At 64.0% G+C, this 19,041-nt stretch carries 17 protein-coding genes; 5 read left to right on the top strand and 12 right to left on the bottom strand.

Features of this window, described 5'->3' with window-relative positions; genetic code table 11:
* Positions 1-47 precede the first annotated feature (47 nt).
* Positions 48-2,021, top strand: a complete 1,974-nt coding sequence (locus AC0V7N_RS14945; protein ID WP_475458723.1) for a glycoside hydrolase family 127 protein — start codon at positions 48-50, stop codon at positions 2,019-2,021.
* Positions 2,022-2,055: 34 nt separating this feature from the next.
* On the opposite strand, the gene AC0V7N_RS14940 is transcribed toward AC0V7N_RS14945, so the two are convergent.
* The 7 genes from AC0V7N_RS14940 to AC0V7N_RS14910 all read right to left on the bottom strand — a co-directional run bounded on the left by AC0V7N_RS14940 (position 2,056) and on the right by AC0V7N_RS14910 (position 5,862).
* Positions 2,056-3,150, bottom strand: a complete 1,095-nt coding sequence (locus tag AC0V7N_RS14940) for an acyltransferase family protein (protein ID WP_475458720.1) — start codon at positions 3,148-3,150, stop codon at positions 2,056-2,058.
* 360 nt (positions 3,151-3,510) lie between these two features.
* Positions 3,511-3,915: a DUF1801 domain-containing protein gene (locus AC0V7N_RS14935; RefSeq protein ID WP_475458718.1), complete on the bottom strand. Its 405-nt coding sequence runs from the start codon at positions 3,913-3,915 to the stop codon at positions 3,511-3,513.
* A gap of 33 nt (positions 3,916-3,948) precedes the next feature.
* Positions 3,949-4,377, bottom strand: a complete 429-nt coding sequence (locus AC0V7N_RS14930; protein WP_475458716.1) for a DUF1801 domain-containing protein — start codon at positions 4,375-4,377, stop codon at positions 3,949-3,951.
* A gap of 11 nt (positions 4,378-4,388) precedes the next feature.
* Entirely contained in the window at positions 4,389-4,610 is a 222-nt protein-coding gene (locus AC0V7N_RS14925; RefSeq protein WP_475458714.1) for a hypothetical protein, read from the bottom strand.
* 37 nt (positions 4,611-4,647) lie between these two features.
* Positions 4,648-5,040: a VOC family protein gene (locus AC0V7N_RS14920; protein ID WP_475458712.1), complete on the bottom strand. Its 393-nt coding sequence runs from the start codon at positions 5,038-5,040 to the stop codon at positions 4,648-4,650.
* 70 nt (positions 5,041-5,110) lie between these two features.
* Positions 5,111-5,542 (bottom strand): SRPBCC family protein, encoded by a 432-nt coding sequence (locus AC0V7N_RS14915; RefSeq protein WP_475458710.1) that lies wholly within the window; start codon positions 5,540-5,542, stop codon positions 5,111-5,113.
* Entirely contained in the window at positions 5,539-5,862 is a 324-nt protein-coding gene (locus tag AC0V7N_RS14910; protein ID WP_096448610.1) for an ArsR/SmtB family transcription factor, read from the bottom strand. Before AC0V7N_RS14910 ends, AC0V7N_RS14915 begins: the two co-directional genes overlap by 4 nt.
* A gap of 116 nt (positions 5,863-5,978) precedes the next feature.
* Between AC0V7N_RS14910 and AC0V7N_RS14905 the strand changes: the two genes are divergently transcribed.
* Positions 5,979-6,848: an NAD(P)H-binding protein gene (locus AC0V7N_RS14905; RefSeq protein WP_475458707.1), complete on the top strand. Its 870-nt coding sequence runs from the start codon at positions 5,979-5,981 to the stop codon at positions 6,846-6,848.
* 316 nt (positions 6,849-7,164) lie between these two features.
* Here the strand turns inward: AC0V7N_RS14905 and AC0V7N_RS14900 are convergent, their stop codons facing one another.
* Together AC0V7N_RS14900 and AC0V7N_RS14895 are read right to left on the bottom strand one after the other, a co-directional pair.
* Positions 7,165-7,896: a gamma-glutamylcyclotransferase gene (locus tag AC0V7N_RS14900; RefSeq protein WP_475458705.1), complete on the bottom strand. Its 732-nt coding sequence runs from the start codon at positions 7,894-7,896 to the stop codon at positions 7,165-7,167.
* A gap of 122 nt (positions 7,897-8,018) precedes the next feature.
* Positions 8,019-8,927 carry a LysR family transcriptional regulator gene (locus AC0V7N_RS14895; RefSeq protein WP_475458702.1) on the bottom strand — a complete coding sequence of 303 codons (909 nt, stop codon included), beginning with the start codon at positions 8,925-8,927 and terminating at the stop codon, positions 8,019-8,021.
* A 98-nt stretch (positions 8,928-9,025) separates the two neighbouring features.
* On the opposite strand from AC0V7N_RS14895, the gene AC0V7N_RS14890 reads away from it, so the two are divergent.
* Positions 9,026-10,249, top strand: coding sequence for an MFS transporter (locus tag AC0V7N_RS14890; protein WP_475458699.1), 1,224 nt, complete (start codon positions 9,026-9,028; stop codon positions 10,247-10,249).
* Here AC0V7N_RS14890 and AC0V7N_RS14885 read toward each other — a convergent pair.
* The 3 genes from AC0V7N_RS14885 to AC0V7N_RS14875 form a co-directional block, all read right to left on the bottom strand.
* Positions 10,136-12,889, bottom strand: coding sequence for a phospholipase effector Tle1 domain-containing protein (locus AC0V7N_RS14885; protein WP_496627930.1), 2,754 nt, complete (start codon positions 12,887-12,889; stop codon positions 10,136-10,138). The genes AC0V7N_RS14890 and AC0V7N_RS14885 overlap by 114 nt on opposite strands.
* Positions 12,890-12,912: 23 nt before the next feature.
* On the bottom strand, positions 12,913-15,204 hold the full coding sequence (locus tag AC0V7N_RS14880; protein ID WP_475458695.1) for a glycosyl hydrolase 108 family protein: 2,292 nt from the start codon (positions 15,202-15,204) through the stop codon (positions 12,913-12,915).
* Positions 15,205-15,424: 220 nt separating this feature from the next.
* On the bottom strand, positions 15,425-15,610 hold the full coding sequence (locus AC0V7N_RS14875) for a hypothetical protein (RefSeq protein WP_475458693.1): 186 nt from the start codon (positions 15,608-15,610) through the stop codon (positions 15,425-15,427).
* 149 nt (positions 15,611-15,759) lie between these two features.
* Here AC0V7N_RS14875 and AC0V7N_RS14870 point away from each other — a divergent pair, with 149 nt between their 5' ends.
* Together AC0V7N_RS14870 and AC0V7N_RS14865 are read left to right on the top strand one after the other, a co-directional pair.
* Complete coding sequence (locus AC0V7N_RS14870; RefSeq protein WP_475458690.1) at positions 15,760-16,452, top strand: DUF2270 domain-containing protein; 693 nt, start codon at positions 15,760-15,762, stop codon at positions 16,450-16,452.
* 76 nt (positions 16,453-16,528) lie between these two features.
* The gene (locus AC0V7N_RS14865; protein ID WP_475458688.1) at positions 16,529-18,862 is read left to right on the top strand and encodes a cation:proton antiporter domain-containing protein; all 2,334 of its coding nucleotides are present in this window, start codon (positions 16,529-16,531) and stop codon (positions 18,860-18,862) included.
* The last annotated feature ends 179 nt before the right edge of the window (positions 18,863-19,041 follow it).

Genomic DNA, 19,041 nt, shown 5'->3' with positions numbered 1-19,041 from the left:
TGACGGCCGAGGCCGTCAACTAATCGATAGAATAATGGAGTAAGTTCATGACCGCATCCGCAAAACCCGGAAAACCAAAACTCGCCTTCCGCCCGCTGCCCGTGCCGCAGGTGGACGTGCATGGCTTCTGGGGCGACCGCGCCGACGCGGTCGCGACGCGCACCGCCGACATCCTCTACGAGCGCTGTGTGGCGGCGCGCATGCTGGAGCAGATCGATCCGGACCGCCCCTCGCCCGGAATCGTTATTCCCTTCCACTCGCCCTCGCCCGACGAGGCGAACCGCCAGGGCGCCGAATTCACCGGCTCGACGGTGACGACGCAGATGTTCTGGGATTCCGATCTCGGCAAGACGATCGAAACCGCAGCCTATTCGCTCTACCGGCGCAAGAACCCGCAACTGGAGAAGAAGATCGACGCCGTCATCGACATGTATGGCAGGCTGCAGCAGGAGGACGGCTATCTCTCCAGCTGGTACCAGCGCATCCAGCCCGGCAAGCGCTGGACAAACCTGCGCGACTGCCACGAGCTCTATTGCGCCGGCCATCTGATCGAAGGCGCGGTCGCCTACTATCAGGCAACGGGCAAGCGCAAGCTGCTGGATATCACGTGCCGCTATGCCGACCACATCGCTTCGGTGCTGGGGCCGGAGCCCGGCAAGAAGAAGGGCTATTGCGGCCATGAGGAGATCGAGCTGGCGCTGGTCAAACTGGCGCGCGTGACCGGCGAGCAGAAATACATGGAGCTGGCCAAATACTTCATCGACCAGCGCGGCCAACAACCGCATTATTTCGACGAGGAGGCGCGCACCCGTGGCGCCGACCCCAAGGCCTATCATTTCAAGACCTACGAATACAATCAGTCGCACAGGCCGGTGCGCGAGCAGGACAAGGTCGTCGGCCATGCGGTCAGGGCCATGTACCTCTATTCGGGCATGGCCGACATCGCCACCGAATATGGCGATGACTCACTGCGCGTGGCGCTCGATCGGCTGTGGGACGACCTCACCACGAAAAACCTCTACATCACCGGCGGGCTCGGGCCGTCGGCGCACAATGAGGGTTTCACCAGCGACTACGACCTGCCCAATGAGAGCGCCTATGCCGAGACTTGCGCGGCGGTCGGCCTCGTGTTCTGGGCCAGCCGCATGCTCGGCATGGGGCCGAACGCCCGCTACGCCGACATGATGGAGCGCGCGCTTTACAACGGCTCGATCTCGGGCCTGTCGCTCGACGGCTCGCTGTTCTTCTACGAAAACCCGCTGGAAAGCCGGGGCAGGCACAACAGGTGGAAATGGCACCGCTGCCCCTGCTGCCCGCCCAATGTCGGGCGCATGGTCGCTTCGATCGGCAGCTATTTCTACAGCCTGGCCGACGATGCGCTCGCCGTCCACCTCTACGGCGACTCCACCGCCCGTTTCGACATTGGCGGCACGCCGGTGAGCCTGACCCAGGCAAGCCGCTACCCCTGGGACGGCGCCGTCGAGATCACCGTCGAGCCGCAAGCGCCGGTGGCGTTCACGCTGCACCTGCGCATACCGGGCTGGAGTTCCAACGCCACGCTCCAGATCAATGGTGAGCCGGTCGACCTCGATGACGTGACCAGCGACGGCTATGCCGCGATCCAGCGCGTCTGGCAGAAGGGCGATCGTGTCCGGCTCGACCTCGAAATGCCGATCGAGCGGCTCTACGCCAATCCCGAGGTCAGACAGGATGCCGGCCGCGTCGCGCTGTCGCGCGGGCCGCTGATCTACTGCGTCGAGGCATCAGACAATGACAGCCGGCTGCATCGCCTGACACTGCCGCGCACGGCAGGCATAGACGCGCATGAGGCACCCGAACTGCTGGGTGGCGTGGTGACGCTTTCAGCCACGGCGCGGGCCGATGCCGGCGACGGCTGGCAGGACGGGCTCTATCGCTCCGAACCGCCGACCAGCGTCGAGACCCGCCTGACCGCCATCCCCTATTTCGCCTGGGACAATCGCGAGCCCGGCGAGATGCTGGTGTGGCTGCGGGACGGCTGAGGTTGGCCGCAAGGCTTTCGGGCCTTGCGTTCGACTAGGTCCGGCTTGATTGAGCGGCGGCAGCAGGCAGCGCCGTTTTCGGTGCCGCTTGCGGCGCGCTGTTGTCGATATGCGCCCAGGCCGGCCGCTCGAACAGGAACATGCCGAAGCCCACGCGTTGGATGACGAGGGAGAGCACGACCGGGCTGATGATCGAGACCAGCAGCACCGCCAGGCTGAGCATGCCGGTGTCGGTCAGCAGGCCGCTTGCCAGTGCGGCGCCACGGAAGAGCGACATCGGGATGGTGAAGGCGACATAGACGACCAGCGAATGTTCGCCCAGCCAACGCAGCCATTCCATCGCGGCGAATGTGCAGAGGAAGCCGCCAAGCACGCACAGCGCCACCGCGCCGGCGACGGCCAAAGTGAGATGCAGCGGCGGCCATGCCGCCAGGCCCATCTGCATGCCGACCGGCTGCATGGCATAACCCGGCGAATAGACGAGCAGGCCGTTGACGACAGCCCATAGAGCCAAGCCGGCGACGGCCACCGCCGGGCGGGGCTGCGTCCATTCGACGAGCCGGAAAATCAACGGCGCCAGCACGAAACCAAGGTAGAAGAACACGAAATAGGCCGCGAATTGTTCGACCCCATAGCTGTCGGGATGCGGCGCCCACATCTGCAGGGCGGCAGCGATCGGGATGACGATCCAGGCGGGCACGCGAAACTGCCGCAAGAGTTTGGCGGCAAGGCCGAACACCGCCAGCATGTAGATGAACCACAGCACGCCATAGGGCTGGACGACGGCCATTGCGAGGTCGTGCAGCATGCCGCCGGGATCCCGGCTGAAGATGCCGATCTTCAGCCCGATCGAGATGATCGCCCACAGCACGTAGAAATAGAGATAGTGGACGACACGCCGGTCGACATAGCGCCGCCACGGCCGGTCGATCACCTGCGACAGGAACAGGCCGGAGATCAGAAAGAATTCCGGCATGCGGAACGGCGTTGCGAAGCCGATGACATAGTGGAGAAAACCGACGCCGCCCGTGTACTCGCCGGTGTTGTAGGCCGAGTACATCATGACCACGAGGATGATCGAGAGACCTTTGGCCGTGTCCACCCACGGCATGCGCATCGGGCTGTTCATGGCGAATCCATCCGGGGCCGGCCAAGGTGGCCAACCATCATCCGGCGATATCTAGCACCATCAAGCTTCCCAGATCGTAAACGCGGCTGGTTTTGGGGTGGCAGGATGGCTGCGCCGCGGGCCACTCCTGCCGTGTTGAAGTCATTGGCAATCTCTGCTGTCAGCGCTGTCCCTCACTGTCCTGCCGGACATCTCTCCCCGTAAACGGGGCGAGAGGGGCTGGCCGCAACGCCGGCGCCTTTCTTGCGGCGCTGACAGTTGGCGAAAGCAGCGGCAACAGCGTCCCTCGCCCCGTTTACGGGGAGAGGATGCCGGCAGGCAGGTGAGGGGCAGCGCTGACGTCGACCGTTAGATAGTAGGCTACGACGCAGCTCCTTTTCGGCCCTTCGACTTATTCAAGGCGATAGCAGCCCGCACCAATGCCTTCAGTGCCGCCGCATCGATGTCAGCACCTTCCTGAAAGTCAATAGCCCGCCGCGCATTGCCTTCGAGGCTGGAGTTGAACAGGCGCGCGGGATCGGGCAGCGCAGCACCTTTGGCGAAGGTCAGCTTGACGACGCTCTTGTAGGTCTCGCCCGTGCAGATCATGCCGTCATGCTCCCACACCGGAACGCCGCGCCACTTCCATGTCTCGACCACGTCGGGATCGGCTTGATGAATGAGCGCGCGCAGCCTGGCCAGCATCTCGCCGCGCCAGTCGCCCAATTCCCTGATCCTGCCGTCGATCAGCTCCGAGGGAGATTTGCTCTCCTGTAATCCGGTCATGCTGTTTCCTCCTCAAAAATAACAATAGAGCGCTTACATGCGCTCGCCAGGCAATTGGCTGGCCTGCTTCACCCAGGCGCTGAATTGCGCCTCGTCGAACGCGTCGTCCTCGTGGATGTTGAGGTAGCGCGTGTCCTGGCTTTTGGATTCGCCCGGCGGCACCGGCTTCAGCGACGCGCCGCGGAAGAAGGCCACCTTGATGTATTTGGTGAAGCAATGGACGCCGAGGAACCAGCCCTCGCCCTCGACGCCATAGAGTGGCGAGTTCCATTTCACCGCCTTGTGCACACCGGGCACGGCGCGCTCGATGAGCGCATCGAGCCGCCCGCCCATCTCGCGCTTCCAGCCCAGCATGGCCGCGATATAGGCCTGCACGGGAGCATCGCCAAAACCCTTGGCGATCTGCGGATTGCCGCCGGAAAGCAGTTTCGGTTCAGCCTTGGTGGCGGTCGACTTGGCCATGCCTTCCCCTCCTATCCATTGACGCGCTGCACGCGGCGTCCTTTCCCGACATAGGGCAGCACGAACATATAGAGGCCGCTGAACAGCAAAAGGAAGAGCGGCGGCAGTGGCGAATAGACCACCCAGGCCGGCGGTTGCCCAAACGCCATGGTGACGAAATTGGCGACGACGGTTGCCGTGAAGATGATCGACAGCCAGCGATGCGTTTGCCTGATCCATTTGCTCCAGTCCAAGACGACCTCCTGTGAAAACGTGTGAAACCGGGCGTTGCTACCAGCGCGCCAGCTGGGTGATCTGGATGAGATTGCCGCAGCCATCGTTCAGCTTGGCGATGGTCGAGCCGGTCACCTCGGTGGGCGCCATGCTGAACGTGCCGCCATTGGCCGTGATGCGCTCATGGTCGCCCTTGATGTCGTCGGTGAAGAACATCACCGCCGGCTGGCCCTGCTCGAACATCGCCTGCTGGTAGGTCTTGGCCGCCGGATTGTCGTTGAGCGCCAGTTGCAGCTCGGTGCCTTCAGGCTCGTCCGGCGAGGCGACCGTCAGCCAGCGGAACGGCCCGTTGCTGAAATCGGCCTTCTTGGCCAGGCCGAGCACACCGGTGTAGAAGGCAAGCGCCTTTTCCTGGTCGTCCACATAGATGCTGGTCAGTTTGATCTTCATCGTCTTTCTCCATAGGTTTTGCTGGCGGCAAGCCGCCCGGTGAAGTCAGGTGTTGGATTCGATCGGTCGGTCAGTCCGTCCGGTCGAGAAGCTGCTCCAGCTTCTCGAAGAATTGCGGCCATCCCATCTTGGCGCCGCCATAGGCCCGCCGCTGATCGGGCCGGAAGCCGGATTGCTCCATGCGCAGATGGGTTCCGGTTGGCGTCGGGGTGAGCGTGAAGGTCACCACGCTCCTGAGATCAAAGGCCGGATCCGGATGCGCGAGGTTCCAGGTGTAGGACAGCGTCTTGTTCGGCTCGACGGCAAGCACCTCGCAGTCCAGCACGCCGCCCCAATCGGCGCTGATGTTGAAGCGGTGGCCGACATCAGGCTTGAAATCGTTCTTCATCAGCCACTCCTCGATCAGATGCGGTTGCGTCAGCGCGCGCCAGAGTTTTTCAGGCGGATGGGAAATCTGCCGCTCGACGACGACAGTGCGGGTCTCCTGGGCACTATCGTTCACTGGTCCATCCTTTTGAGCAAATCCTCGAGATCGTCGAACCGGCTTTCCCAGAACCCGGCCATCTCACGTGTCCAGTCCATCAGCGGCGCCAGCGCACCGAGCTGCGCGCTGTAATGCGTCTGGCGGCCTTCGTGGCGGTCGCGCACCAGCCCGGCCTGCTTCAACAGGCCGAGATGTTTCGACACCGCCGGCTGCGAAACGCCGGACTGGCTCGTCAGCGCGCCCACCGTCTGCTCGCCCTGGCGGCACAGCCGTTCGAAGATCGCCCGCCTGGTCGGGTCGGCGAGCGTCCTGAAGAGCATGTCATGAGCGTCCGGCATGTCAGATCGATAACCCGTTGGCTATTGGTTGACGTATAACCACAGGGATATATGTTCGTCAAGCGGGGATTTGGACGGCGGAAGATTTTGAACGGGCGCAAGATTGGTTGACAGCAATGATCCTCGTCACCGGAGCCACCGGCCATGTCGGCAACGCCGTCGTCTCAAGGCTGGTATCATCAGGCCACGAGGTGGCAGCACTTGTCCGCAAACCTGAGACCGCGCAAAAGCGTCTGCCCAAGGGAATAGCGCTGCGCGTCAGTGACTACGAGGATGCCCCCACCCTGAAGGCAGCCTTCACCGGCATCGACGAACTGGTGCTGATTTCAAGCGACGGCCATGCGGATGCGGTCATGCGCCACCACGCCAACGCCATCGCGGCAGCAAGCGCGGCCGGTGTCGGCCACATCACCTTCACCAGCATCGTCGACATCGGCGAGGGGTCGCCGTTCTACTACGCGCCTGTTTACCGCGACGCAGAGCGCCGCCTGGCCGCCTGCGGCGCGCCCTCGACCGTCCTGCGCTGCGGCCTCTACAGTGATTTCATCCGCGACGCCTGGCTGATGCCCGCCCGAGAATCGGGAGAACTCGCGCTACCTGCCAGACAGGGCCTGGTTGCACCGGTCTCGCGCGACGACGTGGCAACGGCGGTCGCCGCGGCGGTGGCCAGGTCAGACAGATCCAGCGCCCTCTACACGATCACTGGAGACCGGGCGCTGGGCTTCGACGACATCGTCGCCTTCTATGCTGACGCGACAGCACAGCCCCTACGCTATCGTCCCTGCTCCCCCGGCGACTATCTGGCCTCCGCCTCGGCGCGTCTCGAAAATCCCTGGCCACAGGCCTTCACCACGCTATGCGCCTCGATCGCCGAGGGCCGCCACGTTGCGACCTCCAGCGATTTCACTGCGCTTACCGGTAAGCAGCCGGAAAGCTTTCGAGATTTTCTGGGTCGCGCAGCGTTTGGAGTGCTGACGAAAGGCTAGTTCCTCGGCTCAGTTATTTTTGATCGATTGGATGGAGATTAGCCGAGGCCTCTCAACTTCGTCATCCACGGGCGGAGCAGCCGCGCAGCGGCGTCGCGGAGACCCGAGGATCCATGCCGCGACCTTTGCCGTAAAGTGCAGCGGAGCAGAATTCTGCACCGTGGCGGCGCTCAGGAGTTCCGGCATGGATCCTCGGGTCTGCGCCGCGTCGCTTCGCTCCTTGCTCCGCCCGTGGATGACGAAGCGGTGGATGTTTCCGCCAATCGCCAAGGCAGGCGATCCGTCACAGCAGGCAACTGGTCGAAACTTCCGTGCACTAGGTGGCGCCCTGCACCCGCCCAATCTCCTGCGCCACCAGTGCCTGCAGCTGCCAAAGATTGCGGTCGCGAATACCACAGGCGTCGAGATGGCGGATCGTCTCGAACAAATATTGCGCGCCCGACCCCCAGTGACCGACAGCTCTGGCCAAGGTCGCCGCGACCGCCTGCTTGTCGAGCTTGCCGGCGTAGCGCGGATTGGCGGGATCGACGACGAAGCCGAGCGCCCGGCTCGCACCGCTCTCGGTCGTGACCTGCAGCCAGCGCGGCACGTTGACGGCGGGCAGGATCGTCATCTCGCGGCGCAGCAGCGCTTCGAGATTTTCGGCAACCGGTTCGGCGATCTCGAACACCATGCCCTGGCATTGGCCGCCACGGTCAAGCGCCATCATCAGGCCGGGCTGATCAAGCGTGCCGCGGAAGCGCTGCACGGTAAAACAGAACGACCGGTGCCAGCCCCGCGCCACGGCCCGTTCACCACCCCTCACCTCCCCGGCCGGCTTCCACAGCAGCGAGCCATAGGCGAACAGCTTCAGTGGTCCGGGCGGCGCGCTGGCGAGGATCTCGTCGCGAAACCGCGCATAGTCGGCGTCCAGCATATAGACCATGCCCGGCGTCGGCCCGGCATCCTCGACCACACGCATGGTCCGCGCCACCAGCGCCTCGGTTAGCGCCATCGGCGCCTTGCGTGGTGCGGGCTTGCGCGGTGCGGTGGAAATCGGCTTGTTCATGCTCGTGTCTCGGCCATCGCCGCCATGTTGCTGAAGGCTCGAAGATTCTCAAGGGCTGGCCGGATGCGAGTCAAAATCTGAACGGGCACGCCTAAGCGATTGAAAGGACTCAAACCACCAGCTCACGACACCAGTGGCATCGGCACCTGCAGCCCATCGATCAGCGCGTCGCGGAACAACGCGATCGGCCGGGCAAGCCGTCCGGCAGGCGGGCGGTGCAGCAGCCAGGCGCGGACTTGCGGTTTGAAGTCGGGGCAGTCGATCACCTCGACCCTGTCACGCCAGCGGCTGTCGGCGAAGGCGCCGGGCGTGACGATGCCGATGCCGTGGCCGCGCGCCACCAGCGACATTCTGAGATCGACGCTGAGCGCTTCCACGCCGACCTGGAACGGCAGCCTGGCGGCCTCGAAACTCTGGCGGATGAAGGCGCGAAAACCGCAACCGTTTTCGTTCATCACCCAGGCAAAGCGCGACAGTGAGGCAAGGTCGGCTTTCTTCGGCACGCCAAGGCCGGGCGACGCCACCAGCAGCACCGATTGCGCGCCGAGATCGTCGCAGACCAGTTCGTCCGGCGGCGCCAGGCCTTCGGCGAGGCACACCGCCACCGCGTCGAGCTCGCTGCGCGCCACCTGTTCCACCAGCCTTGGCGACCAGCCCGAGGTGATGCGCAACGTCAGCTGCGGAAAGGTGGCACGCAGACTGTCGAGTGGGAGCGCAAGTGCTGCGTCGGAGAGATAGGGCATGATGCCCAGCCGGAACTCGCCCTTGACCTCGGCTTGCGGCGACACGCCGGCCTTCAAATCCTCCAGCGAGCGCAGCACCCGCCTTCCATGCTCATAGGCCTCGCGCCCGGAGGCCGTCGGCTTCAGCGGCTTCGACTGGCGGTCGAGAAGCGCGGTCGCCAGCCCATCCTCGAGGTTCTGGATGCGGCGCGTAACGCCTGGCTGGGTGAGGTTGAGCCTGGCCGAGGCACCGACGATCGAGCCGGTTTCCACCACGGCGATGAAGGCTTCGAGATCATGGATATTCATGCGTATCTCGCATAATCATTATCGAATTGATTGAATTGTAGCATGATAAGGCTTCGGCATAAAGTCCCCAAACGATATGCCGACTTATTGAGGACCCCATGCCCGACACCAATGACGGCCAGCTGTGCGAGCGGCTTCCCGCCGGCACCATCACCGGCCCGCAGACGCTGTTGTTTGCCGCCTCCACCGGCATCATCGTCACCAATCTGTTCGCGCCGCAGACCCTGGTCGGGCTGATCGGCCCGTCGCTCGGCGCCAGTGCGGCGAGCGTCGGTCTCGTCGCCATGGCGACGCTGCTCGGCTATGCCGCCGGCCTGTTCTTCCTAGTGCCGATGGCCGATCTCGGCGAGAACCGGGCGCTGATCCTGCGCATGCTCCTGACGGCCGCCCTTGCGGCTGGCGTCGCCGCCTTCGCGCCCACCATCGCCTCGCTGCTGATCGTCCTGTTCGTTCTGGGTGCTGCCTGTTCGGCGATCCAGATCCTGGTGCCGATCGCCGCCTCGATGGCGCCGCCCGGCGAGGCCGGCCGCGTCATCGGCGATGTCATGAGCGGGCTGATGATCGGCATCCTGCTGGCGCGGCCGCTGGCCAGCCTCATCGCCGATGCCTGGGGCTGGCGCGCCTTCTACGGCCTCAGCGCCGCCGCACTCGTCCTGCTTGCCTGCGTGCTCGCCTTCACCTTGCCGCCACGGCGCCCGCAGGCGGAATCCTCCTATGGCGCGCTGATCGCCTCACTGTTCGGTCTACTGCGCGACGAGCCGGTGCTGCGGCGCCGGGCGCTGACGGCGGCGCTGGTGATGGCGGCGTTCAGCCTGTTCTGGACGGCGGTGGCCTTGCGCCTCGCGGGGCCGCCTTTCGGCCTTGGCCAACGCGGCATTGCGCTCTTCGCACTCGTCGGCGCCGGCGGTGCCGTGGTCACGCCGCTGTTCGGCCGCGCCGGCGACCATGGCTGGACGCGGTTCGCCACCATTTTCTGCCATCTCGTGCTGATCGGGGCGATGGCGCTCGCCGCCTGGGCCGGCTCCTTCCTGTCCGGAGCGACTTGGCAACCGCTGGTGCTGATGGGCGCCAGCGCCGTGCTGCTCGACATCGGCGTCACCGGCGACCAGACACTCGGCCGCCGTGCCGTCAACTTGCTTCAGCCCCAGGCCCGCGGCCGCCTCAACGGCCTGTTCGTCGGCATCTTCTTCATCGGCGGCGCCATCGGCTCATTGCTGGCCGGTGTTGCCTGGAGCTGCGGCGGGTGGCCCACGGTTTGCGCAATTGGCGCCGCCTTTGGCCTCGTCGCTCTTCTGGTTGACTGGATCAGTGGGCGGAAATGACGGCAGGCAGGGGAACACGTTCACCTTGCTGACCCTCACCTCAGCCGATCCATAGTTGTTGCCGTAGAAGTCATGGATGCCAGGCAGGCCGAATACGGCATCGTTGACATAGACATAGAGTTCACCCGATGTCTTGGGCTTGATCTCGGCGGTGAGCTTCATGTTCGCGCATTGGCCGGGGATCACCGACTCGACGGCATTGAGGACATACTCGTCATTGCCGAACCTGTTGACGCGGGCGATGGGCTTGAAATAGGGCTCCGCCCACCAGCGTTTCATCAGCGTTGCCAGATAGTGCTTGACGCTGCTCTTCGGCACGCCACGCGTATCGGCGCATAAGGTGCTGTCCTTCCAGGCGTCGGTGATTGAAATCGCAACCTCGTAGCGAACGCCTTCCTGTAGCCAATTGCCGGTGTCGCCACACATGTCAGCGGTGCGGAATACGTAGGGTGTCTCCGTCAGCCTTTCACCCTCTAGCGGATCGCCAAGCCCGGGTTTGGCACAGAAGGCGCCCATGGAGTCGGCGACCTCGAATGTTGCCTTGTTGATGACAAACAACAGCAGAACGGCCGACACGAGCAGAAATGTCATAGGCAGAACATACTCCCGCAGTCGCTCGTAGAGGCGTTGAGCGCGAGGGTCGGTTCGGATGGCGCGCGCGATGCGCAGCGAGACGGGCGTCGGCGCGGCCCCATCACGCGGGCCACGGCTGGTCAACACGGCGTAGGTACCGAGGAAGCCCAGTGCCACAGCTGCGAAGCCCAAACCGGTCTTGTAATTTCCGCCAAACCACACCGCCAGCGCACCTATGCCAAGGCCAACAGCTCCGATCAGTGAGGTGCGTCGATGCGCATCGTTTCTGCTCGACTGCAGCATCGTCGCATTGCGCCCTGTATTGACGTTCCAGGCCGATCGCGCCCGGTCGTTGATACGTGTGCGCAGAACTCCGTTGACCCAAAGGAGAACAAGAAACAGCGCCGCCAGGATTGCGGCAGGAACGGATTGCTTGGCCATGGCATCTATCCATGGCGAGGCGATGCCAGGCAGAAAGCCGCTGACCAATCCAATGATCGGCCCGACAATGCCTCGGGCCGATTGACTGAACTGGTTGCTGATGTCGAGCGTGACGTACCCTGCAAACAGCGGAAACGCCGCGAAAAGCACCGCAATCGACAACAGCACGTAATAAAGCCCGCGCCGCCACCAGACCGTGTCCAGCATCAGCTGCATGCGTTGCGTACGGCTGCCGATATGTTGCGTACTGGCTGCGACGCTGTTCCTTTGAAGCTGGTCGAGCGCGCCATGGAATTTCCTCTCCATCGCCACCAGATCGCGCTGGCGGTCGTCCGGCAATGGCAGCTTGTCGACAATGCCAGTGCCGGCCGGCGCCAGGACGCCCGCAGGCACACCGTTGAAGGGAATGCGGGCGCCGAGTGGTGTCAGCACGTCGATATGCTCCGGCAGCGAAACCGGCGCATAGTCGTCCGCACCCTTGGCCATTCGGGTGATGACGCTGGCATCGACCAGCGGCCTGACGCCCTCGCCCATCAGCGTCTTCACCGGGCGCGGATGATAGCGGTAGAAAACGCTGACGCCGGAACGGGAATCATAGATGCGGCCGGCATCGGAAGCGTAGTCCCAATAGTCGGCAACCGTCTCTGCCTTGAAACGCAAGCCCCGTTCCGCAGCTTCGCCGATCATCCAGCACAAGGGGATATGGGCAAGCCTGTCATCGGGATAGCCGCCGCCGACATTGGAGTGACAGCCGGCGAACCACACCTGCTTCAGGCGGGGGTCGGGGATCTTCTTGTCGGCCGCGGCGGCTTCTTCATTGCCCACTGCCGGGCCGGCCTCGGATTTCTTCACCGGGATCAGTTCGTTCCACGGGATCGGGAAGAAAGTGCGCCGCTCGTCGTCAATGCTGAAGGCCTGCCTTGCGCATTGAACAGGCTCCAGCAGCGTGCGCCTCTCGAAGGTGATCGGCCAGACCCACTTGTCGACCGCCTTGGTCAATTCATCGACCGGCAGGCCATAGGCAGAGACCGTATCCCAGACGCCGACGAAGGCGACCCGGATATCCTCGGCCGAGCGGGGGTCGGGCGTGCGCGGCTTGACCTGGCTGTAGTCGCGGCTTCCGGTGATCTCGTTCCAGAGCGCGAACCATTGCGCGGCGGCGTAGCGGGCGAACACCACCCAGGGCTGCCATGCGGGAAAAGCCTTCGGCCGATAGGACCGGTAGGCGGCGCGCGCGTTGCGGTCGAGTTCCTCTTCCGTCTTGAAGTTGACCAGCCCTTCGCGCGCGATCATGCCGACCAGCACGCGGATGGTGAAGGCGCCGCGGCTGAAGCCGAAGGCGAAGATCTTGTCGCCCGGTTCATAGTTCAGGCACAGGAACTTGTAGAGCGCCAGCACGCGGCGCTTGACGCCGAAGCCGAGCGCCAGGCCGATGATCTCGAACGGCTTGAACTGCGAGGTGCCGACGCCGTCGCTGAACACGGCGATCTGGTCGGCGCCGGTCAGATCGAGCGCCTGGTAGAGCCGCCACACATTGGTCTTGAACGCCTTGGCCGCGCTGTTGCCGGTGCCGTCCGCAAAGACAACGATGTTCCGGGATGGTCCATCACCTGGAACATCAGCCATTGGTTCCCCCCTTGGCGCCAGCCCTATTGCTTTGCCGCGCGCACGTATTTGTCGACCTTGCCGAGCAGACCCCAAGCGGTCAGAGCCAGCGAAATCGGCATCATGATCGGCGCCAGTCCCGGTATCGAGCCGAGAATCGGAATGAGTTCGCCCAAGGGAGATGTGGTCGCTGCCCCTCCGGCCGTTGCCGGCGTAAGCAAGGCGCTTGCCAGCACTCCAATGATCCCGAGCGCGCTCTTGCGCCCGTCGAGCAGCTTCCCCAACCATTGGCCAAGCGCCCCGTTGACCGGCGTCAGCACATTGGTGGCGGCGGAATCCGGTGGCAGCACGACAGGGTTGCCGTCCAGACCCTGCGCCAACTGGCGCAGCAGAAGCGCCAGGCCGGCAGCCGCCGCCACGGTGGTCCCCGCTCCTGTTGCCGGCGTGGTGGTTGTCGTGGTGGTTGCCGGCGTCGTCGTGGTTGCCGGTGTCGTCGTTGTCGTTGCACCAGGCTGGAGTGCAGCCAGCAGCGCCTGAATGAATTCGCTCACTTTGTCCGTCACGACAGGATCCCCTTCTTCGCCTAGGTTGGGCGTCGGTATTGGAAGCGTCTGTTCGCCGTCTTCCTCAAGCCAGCGCTCGGTTTCGAGCCGCAGCTTGTTGACGCGCCGATTGAAGCCGTTCTTGAAATGCTCGTAATTGGGATGCGCGCGCAGCTTGGCGTCATAAAGATCGATGACGTCGCCGATCAGATCCGGCAGTGGCACCTTCGGAATCGCACCCAATGTCTCGCCGCCGATGCCGCCATCAACGGCTACCGCCGCGCCATTCTGGTTGAGCGCCTTCTGCAGATAGGTTGCCGCGGTGCCAAGCCCGGCATGGACGGCGACATTGTAGACGGCGAGCGCCAGCGGACCAGGCATCGCGCCGCAGGACGATTTCGACCAGTATTGCGAGAAATAAATCTCCTTGGCTTCCTGGTACGACATGTTTGCGACGTCGGCCTTGCTGACCGGCTTGCCACGCCACGCCGCAAGCGTCTTGAAGGTGATGCCGAAATTGGTGGCGCCGCCGGGATCCTTGGGATCGTCGGAATAGCCGCCTTCGAACTCGCGAACGATTTCCTGGGCGCGTTCGAAGTTTGCCCGGCCGCCATCGGCGGGCGGCGTCACCGTCCCTTGCCCTGTCGTCGAAGTTCCGCTCCCCTGGGTAGAGCCGGCGGCCGGGCCCGTCGATGTTGGCGGCGGTGTGGTCGTCGTGCCCGTGGGTGGCTGCAGGCCCAGCGCGGAAAGCAGCAGGGTCAGTATGTCCGGCGCCAGATCGGTTTCGTCGGGAATATCCGGATTGCCTGATGTCGCCTGGTCGGCGGGACCGGCAGGCATCGGCGACGCGCCCGCATTGGCAATGGTGGGAAGATCCACGCCAAGGGCTGCCGCCGTTATCTCTCCGCACACGCCATCGGCGGCGCCTGCGCCAAACTGGCGCTTCTGGAAATCGACCAGCGCCATCAGCGACAGCCGTCCGAAGGCGCCATCGGGCGTGCCCTGCAAATCGCCTTGCTTGACCAGCGCCTGCTGTACTTTCTTGGCGAGCGCGCCCGACGAGCCGAAGCGGACGACCTGCTTCAGCACCGTGTCGGCAACCTTGTCGACGGACGACAATTCCTCGGCGGTGAACAGCAGATAGACGAAACGGGTCTGGCTGGTGCCATAGGCGCTGTCGATGAAGGCCCGCCACGGGCCGGTTTCCGGCGCCATGTTGCGCGCCGGCGATTGCGGCAAACCGCAGACCACCTGGCAGCCGGCGCTGGAATAGCCCGCCTCCGGATTGTCGTAGTAGGCGCAGTGGATATTGTCCCAGACGAAATCGCCCGAGCCCGAGCCGAAATCCAGCCTGTCCTGAAGGTCGTAATCCAGATTGTCGGCGGTGCGCCAGACCGGTTGGAAAGACGCCTGACGAAAGGCCCGGTGGCCACTCGGCTTGCCGGCCTTGTGCGTGCCGCGCTCATGTTCGAAGCGTCCAGGCATCAAAAGATTGGTGCCGGAGCCGCCCTTGGCTTTCGCATTGGTGATGTTGGGCAGGGATGGCACGGTCGAGCCCGGAAACAGCGCCACTTCGCCTGTCTCCACCTTCCACTGCCCAAGAGTGCAGCGCATGTGGCGGAAATCATAGGCGCTGAAATGCGCCGGCTGCATCTGCGCGAAAGTATTCTCGAAAGGATGATCTGGAGACAGGCCGCGAATGCCAAAGAAGACCAGTCCTTTGGCAGGAACGGCATAGCCATTCCTCTTCGCAGCGCGAGCGAGCAAGCTCGCGCTTATAGAAATGTCCGTCATTGGAGCCCCCCAATTCGGCAACTCCAAATCGTATTCTTATATTGCCTAATATGTCAAGCGACACTGATTCGGAGGCGATAGAAGATAATTCAACTTCTTCTAAAAGGCTATTCTCTTAAACCTTCAAGAAGTTCGACCGCGCCCGGGAAGCAGGGTTTATGGATAGTCAACATAAGTTGCGACCCGGCCTCGCGAAGGACTCCAGAATGCCCTGTGCCGTTCAGAACCGCGTCGAGAAACTCGCCTTGAAGGCGTTTTCCATGGCGCCCGAAGCGAACTGGCCGTCATAGGTGAAGCCGAGCCGGCTGCCTTGCCCGATGGCGAGATCGACGCCGGCCTGCAGCGCCAGCGCATCCCTTGCGATCGGCACGCCGGTCACCGTGAAGGCGCGGACAAATCTGGACATCGAGGCATCCACTGGCCCGCAATCGCGACCGTGGTGCTGGCGCCGGGACAGGATTGCTCTCCCGGATCGCGCCATCCACCTGTTCGCGTCAACTGCCGCAAGGGAACGATTTTGCCGGCAAACCGTTTTGGTCCTTGCCGGAGGGCGCCATGAACGATGCGTCGGCGAAACCCACAGGGCCTGTCCTTTCATCGACGGAGCGCGTGAACACGCTGTCGCATTTCCATCGCGCCGAGATCGCGCGCATGGCCGGATGGCGCGATCGCCTTGATAGAACCACGAACTGGGCGATCACCGTGGTCGCGGCGCTGCTTTCCGTATCGCTGTCGACGGCCAGCGCACATCATGGCGTTCTCTTGTTTGCCATGCTCTTGATCCTGCTGCTTCTGTGGATCGAGGCGCGCCGCTATCGGTTCTTCGACTTCTACCGGGCGCGCGTGCGCCAGTTCGAGCGCCACTATTTCGCGCAGATATTCTCCCCGCAGCCCGATTTCGCCTCGGACTGGCTGCTCATCGTCGGCGAAGGCCTGCGCGCGCCGAAATTCCTCCTGTCGCAGCGTGCTGCCTTGGCGCGCCGCCTGCGGCGGAATTACATCTATCTCTTCATGATCCTGCTACTGGCCTGGGTGGTCAAAATATCGACCCCCAGCCTTCAGACCGGGGAGGTCAAGGTCGGGTTCGTCGGCTCGCTTCGCGATGCCGTCGACGGCGCCGCGCTTGGCCCCATTCCCGGTTTGGCGATCGTGGTCGTTGTGGCGGTATTCTATGCCGGGCTGTTCGCCATTGTTCTTTTCGCGTCCGGCGGCGATGGCGAGCTCTCCTTCGGCGACGTCCACGTCTGACGACAGGATGACTGCAACGCAAACGGCAGCCCGCGCGTTGTGATGGTCAGCCCGCCGCGACGTCTTGAGGGAACCCATGAACCGGCAATCGGCAACGACGTCAGGCCGTATCACGGCCACTCTCGTGCTGGCTGCTCTTGTTCTGGCGCCGGTAAGCCGCGCCTTCGCCGCGCTGGCGCCCGCACATGCCTCGGGCATGGGCGGCTCGGCCGAAGGCCTGTTCGTCGCCGAGATCGTGCTTCTGCTTCTGGTTGGCCGCGGCCTCGGCGAAGTCTTCCAGCGCTATGGCCAGCCGGCGATCATGGGCCAGCTGATCGGCGGCATCCTGCTCGGCCCGTCGCTGTTCGGCTGGATATGGCCTGACGCCCAGCACCTGATTTTCTCCAGCGATCCGGCGCAAAAGGGCATGATCGATGCCGTCTCCCAGCTCGGCATCCTGCTGCTCCTGCTCTTGACCGGCATGGAGACGGACCTGCGCCTGGTGCGCCGTGTGGGGGCTGCCTGTTTTTCGATCTCGATCACCGGCGTCGTCGTACCCTTTGTCTGCGGCTTCGCGCTGTCACAGTTCCTGCCGGACTCGCTGCTGCCCGACCCGACGCAGCGCGTCGTCGCCGGACTGTTCCTCGGCACGGCGCTGTCGATTTCCTCCGTCAAGATCGTCGCCATGGTGGTGCGCGAGATGAACTTCATGCGCCGCAATCTCGGTCAGGTCATCATCTCCTCGGCGATCATCGAGGACACGATCGGCTGGCTGATCATCGCCGTCACCTTCGGCATCGCCACCAATGGCAGCCCGCAGGTTCTGCCGCTCATCACCACCGTGACCGAGGTGGCGCTGTTCATGGTGTTTTCCTTCACCATCGGCCGCCGCCTGGTGTTCACCCTGATCCGCTGGAGCAACGACTCTTTCCGCAGCGAATATGCCGTCATCACCGTCATCCTCATCATCATGGGCGTGATGGCCCTGATCACCAACCTGATCGGTGTCCACACGGTGCTCGGCGCCTTCGTCGCCGGCATACTGGTCGGGGAATCGCCGATCCTGTCCGACCATATCGAGAGCCAGCTGCGCGGCGTCATCACGGCACTGTTCATGCCGGTGTTCTTCGGCATGGCCGGCCTGTCCGCCGACCTCACCGTGCTCACCGACCCGACACTGGCACTGCTGACGCTGGCGCTGGTGGCCATTGCCAGCATCGGCAAGTTCGGCGGTGCCTTCCTCGGCGGCAGGATCGCCGGCATGTCGCTGAAAGAGGCAACCGCCGTCGGCAGCGCCATGAACGCGCGCGGGTCGACCGAGGTCATCGTCGCCAGCATCGGCCTGTCGATGAACATCCTGTCCCACAACCTGTTCACGATGATCGTCACCATGGCCGTCATCACCACGCTCGCCATGCCGCCGATGCTGCGCTGGGCACTTGGCCGCCTGCCTGTCAACGATACCGAGAAGCAGCGCGTCGACCGCGAACTGCTCGACGAGCGCGGCTTCGTCTCGAAGCTGGAACGGCTGCTGTTGCTGGTCGACGACAGTCCGGTCGGCAAGTTCACTGCCTATCTGGCGGGGCTGGTCGGCGGCGGCAGCGGCATGCCGACGACGCTTCTCCACCTCGAGGGCGGGGAGCTGCCCGTCACTACCCGCGATAAGGGTCCGGAGCGGACCTCGCAACAGGTCAAGAAGGGGGCGGCCAGAAGCGCCAGGGCCGTCAGCAAGGCCGAGGATACGCCCGTCGACAAGGTCCACCTTACCGCCCGCACCGAGATCGAGGCTACCGCCGAGACGATCGCCACGGAAGCCCGCAAGGGATACGGCCTCTTGCTGGTTGGGCTGGAAAATGCGCTGACCGACAATGCCACGTTCAGCGGCACGCTGAACGATATCACCAGTGGTTTCGACGGCCCGCTGTGCCTGGTGCTGAACGGTGCCAAATCCACCGGCAAGATGCCGGTGCTGCGCGCCGGAACCATCATACTGGTCCCCGTCAACGGCACGGCGGTCGCGCGCCGCGCCGCCGATTTCGCTCTGGCGCTGGCGCGGCCGCATAGGGCGCGCGTCAAGGTTCTCTATGTCTCGCAGGCGAGGCAAGGCAGCCGGCCGGGCTCGGTCTCGCATCGCCGCGAGGAAGCTGTATTGAAGGAAGTCGCCGATCTCGCCGACCGCTATGGAGTAGCTGTCGACACTGCGATCCGCACCCGCGCCACACCGGACAGGGCGATCGCCAGAGAGGCGGCCAAGGGCGTCACAATGGTGGTGATGGGCGTCACGCAACGCCCGGGTGAAGAGCTGTTCTTTGGCGACACCGCTACGGCTGTACTTGCCGCCGTCGCCTGTCCGGTCGTGCTTCTGGCCAGCGAACGCGTCAAGCGGGCCGAAGCCAGCGCCGAGGAGGCGGCAGCCGAAATCAGTGCCTGATGCCTTCGGCTCAGGGAACCTATATGCCGAAGAACTGCCTGCCGATCATATAGCCCAGCGCCGCCACGACGAGTGGAAACAGCGCCGGCGCGGCTTTGCTGAACAAGGAAGCCTTGTGTCCTTGGGCGGCACATAGCGTGCGTTGCCAGATTCTTGGTCATTGCGTACCCCGCGCCAAA

This window comes from Mesorhizobium kamtschaticum (assembly GCF_056174585.1).
This window is presented reverse-complemented; position numbering and strand designations above follow the sequence as displayed.

What these genes read in the sequence shown, in the direction of transcription:
- AC0V7N_RS14945 (WP_475458723.1), top strand. Translation starts at nt 48, where the DNA reads ATGACCGCATCCGCAAAACCCGGAAAACCAAAACTCGCCTTCCGCCCG.
- AC0V7N_RS14940 (WP_475458720.1), bottom strand. Translation starts at nt 3,150, where the DNA reads ATGAACAGCCCGATGCGCATGCCGTGGGTGGACACGGCCAAAGGTCTC.
- AC0V7N_RS14935 (WP_475458718.1), bottom strand. Translation starts at nt 3,915, where the DNA reads ATGACCGGATTACAGGAGAGCAAATCTCCCTCGGAGCTGATCGACGGC.
- AC0V7N_RS14930 (WP_475458716.1), bottom strand. Translation starts at nt 4,377, where the DNA reads ATGGCCAAGTCGACCGCCACCAAGGCTGAACCGAAACTGCTTTCCGGC.
- AC0V7N_RS14920 (WP_475458712.1), bottom strand. Translation starts at nt 5,040, where the DNA reads ATGAAGATCAAACTGACCAGCATCTATGTGGACGACCAGGAAAAGGCG.
- AC0V7N_RS14910 (WP_096448610.1), bottom strand. Translation starts at nt 5,862, where the DNA reads ATGCCGGACGCTCATGACATGCTCTTCAGGACGCTCGCCGACCCGACC.
- AC0V7N_RS14905 (WP_475458707.1), top strand. Translation starts at nt 5,979, where the DNA reads ATGATCCTCGTCACCGGAGCCACCGGCCATGTCGGCAACGCCGTCGTC.
- AC0V7N_RS14900 (WP_475458705.1), bottom strand. Translation starts at nt 7,896, where the DNA reads ATGAACAAGCCGATTTCCACCGCACCGCGCAAGCCCGCACCACGCAAG.
- AC0V7N_RS14895 (WP_475458702.1), bottom strand. Translation starts at nt 8,927, where the DNA reads ATGAATATCCATGATCTCGAAGCCTTCATCGCCGTGGTGGAAACCGGC.
- AC0V7N_RS14890 (WP_475458699.1), top strand. Translation starts at nt 9,026, where the DNA reads ATGCCCGACACCAATGACGGCCAGCTGTGCGAGCGGCTTCCCGCCGGC.
- AC0V7N_RS14885 (WP_496627930.1), bottom strand. Translation starts at nt 12,889, where the DNA reads ATGGCTGATGTTCCAGGTGATGGACCATCCCGGAACATCGTTGTCTTT.
- AC0V7N_RS14880 (WP_475458695.1), bottom strand. Translation starts at nt 15,204, where the DNA reads ATGACGGACATTTCTATAAGCGCGAGCTTGCTCGCTCGCGCTGCGAAG.
- AC0V7N_RS14875 (WP_475458693.1), bottom strand. Translation starts at nt 15,610, where the DNA reads ATGTCCAGATTTGTCCGCGCCTTCACGGTGACCGGCGTGCCGATCGCA.
- AC0V7N_RS14870 (WP_475458690.1), top strand. Translation starts at nt 15,760, where the DNA reads ATGAACGATGCGTCGGCGAAACCCACAGGGCCTGTCCTTTCATCGACG.
- AC0V7N_RS14865 (WP_475458688.1), top strand. Translation starts at nt 16,529, where the DNA reads ATGAACCGGCAATCGGCAACGACGTCAGGCCGTATCACGGCCACTCTC.